2 protein-coding genes and 1 pseudogene are annotated in these 911 nt (G+C 69.8%); all 3 read left to right on the top strand.

Going from position 1 to position 911, the window contains the following annotated elements; genetic code table 11:
• On the top strand, nucleotides 1-191 hold a 191-nt coding region (locus tag G5C65_RS37800; RefSeq protein WP_420903412.1), incomplete at its 5' end, for a roadblock/LC7 domain-containing protein.
• A gap of 67 nt (nucleotides 192-258) precedes the next feature.
• Complete coding sequence (locus G5C65_RS37795; protein ID WP_165303593.1) at nucleotides 259-672, top strand: DUF742 domain-containing protein; 414 nt, start codon at nucleotides 259-261, stop codon at nucleotides 670-672.
• Nucleotides 673-742: 70 nt separating this feature from the next.
• A pseudogene (locus G5C65_RS37790) lies at nucleotides 743-911 on the top strand (ATP/GTP-binding protein); the annotation flags it as partial.

The raw sequence follows: 911 nt of genomic DNA, 5'->3' as shown, positions 1-911 counted from the left end.
CGGTGGTGGAGATGGAGCGGGGCTTCCTCTTCATCATGTCCATCTCGGACGGCTCCTCGCTGGCCGTCCTCGCCCATCCCGAGGCCGACATCGGTCTCGTCGGCTACGAGATGGCCCTGCTCGTGGACCGTGCCGGAACGGTACTCACCCCGGACGTCCGCGCGGAACTCCAGGGAAGCATTCTCAACTGATCTTCACGCTCCCCCCACTTGAGCACCACCGTCCGACCGCCGACCACATGCCTCGCTCGGAGGAGCCATGACCCCGCCGCCCGCCTCGCCCGACCCGTATGGCGCCGCCAGTCCGCACGCGTCATACGAGGGGGAAGGCGACCAGCCGCTGGTGCGCCCGTACGCCATGACGGGCGGCCGCACCCGGCCGCGCTACCAGCTGGCCATCGAGGCCCTGGTGAGCACCAGCGCCGACCCGGTGCAGCTGCAGGGACTGCTTCCCGAGCACCAGCGGATCTGCCACCTGTGCCGTGAGGTCAAGTCGGTCGCGGAGATCTCCGCACTGCTCGCCATCCCGCTGGGGGTAGCCCGGATTCTTGTCGCCGACCTCGCCGAGGCCGGGATGGTGGCCATCCACCAGCCCGGTGGCGGTTCCGAGCCCGGTGGCGCTCCCGACGTGACCTTGCTCGAAAGGGTGCTCAGTGGACTTCGCAAGCTCTAGCCCGCAGAGGGGCGGCCCCAGGGGCCAGCAGCCGCCAGGGCCCGTGGGGCCGATGGGTTCGATGGGACAGATGAGCCAGCAGGGATACGGGATGCCCGCGGAAGGACGTTCGACCACCTCCGCGAAGATCGTGGTGGCCGGCGGCTTCGGCGTCGGCAAGACGACCTTCGTCGGCGCGGTCTCGGAGATCAATCCGCTGCGCACGGAGGCGGTGATGACCTCGGCGTCGGCGGGCATCG

The organism is Streptomyces boncukensis, from assembly GCF_011045075.1.
Taxonomy (GTDB): Bacteria; Actinomycetota; Actinomycetes; order Streptomycetales; family Streptomycetaceae; genus Streptomyces; species Streptomyces boncukensis.
The sequence above is the reverse complement of the archived record's forward strand: the minus strand, read 5'-3'. Positions and strand labels throughout refer to the sequence as shown.